Source organism: Microvirga zambiensis WSM3693 (genome assembly GCF_016735695.1).
Lineage (GTDB): Bacteria > Pseudomonadota > Alphaproteobacteria > Rhizobiales > Beijerinckiaceae > Microvirga > Microvirga zambiensis.
In genome coordinates this window covers 1-814 of record NZ_JAERQD010000215.1, presented here as the reverse complement: position 1 = coordinate 814, position 814 = coordinate 1, and the positions used below count along the sequence as shown (strand labels likewise).

Below are 814 nucleotides of genomic sequence, written 5' to 3'. Positions count from 1 at the left end.
CGGCTTTGTTGCATTAACTCGAAAAGGGCAAAACGAACCCAGTCGAATGGGTCATTCAGGCCGCAAGACCGAAGAGCTGGTTCACAAGACGGATTTCGCCTGTCACGCCGCGCTGTACCAGACCGCAATGGCCGCGGCGGATCATCCGTATCACCTCGAAGCCTTTGATAGTGGCGGAGGCAGTTTTCATCCTCTGGAAGCCGCGGGTCGGCCGGACTATACGCTTGAGCGCTCCATGATCGGCCTCAATGATGTTGTTCAAATATTTTGATGTCCGGTGCTCAACATTTTCCGACAGCGAACCCTCCTCCTGCAGGCGCTGGATTGCCTTGGGGTACGACGCCAGTTTGTCGGTTGTGATCGAGGATGGCGGATAGTCGCTCACCGTCCTCAGGGCCTTGCGCAGGAAGCGATAGGCAGCCCTGGTGTTGCGGCGGTCTGAAAGCATGAAGTCGATCAACTGTCCATGCTTGTCGACCGCACGAAACAGATATTTCCATTTCCCGCCAACCCGCACATAGGTCTCATCAACACGCCATGAGCCGGACCGATGTCCCTGGTATCGACGAACCCGCTTCTCAAGCTCTGGCGCATAGCGCTGCACCCAACGAAAGATCGTGCTCGGGTCGATCTCCACACCACGCTCTTGCATCATCTCAGCCAGGTCCCGATAGCTGATGCCGTACTTGCAGTACCAGCGCACGCACAGCAGGATGATCTCAACCGGAAAGCGGCGGCGCTTGAACAGAGACAACAGAACGGCTCCTCGACTGGCCGATCCGGATTACACTGCCGAGGTTAACGCAACAGTGCC

Annotated in this window: 1 protein-coding gene; it reads right to left on the bottom strand. The window is 57.0% G+C overall.

What is annotated here, in order from left to right; all coding sequences use genetic code 11:
• Positions 1–55 precede the first annotated feature (55 nt).
• Positions 56–754: an IS6 family transposase gene (locus tag JKL46_RS34960; protein ID WP_201843043.1), complete on the bottom strand. Its 699-nt coding sequence runs from the start codon at positions 752–754 to the stop codon at positions 56–58.
• Positions 755–814: the final 60 nt, after the last annotated feature.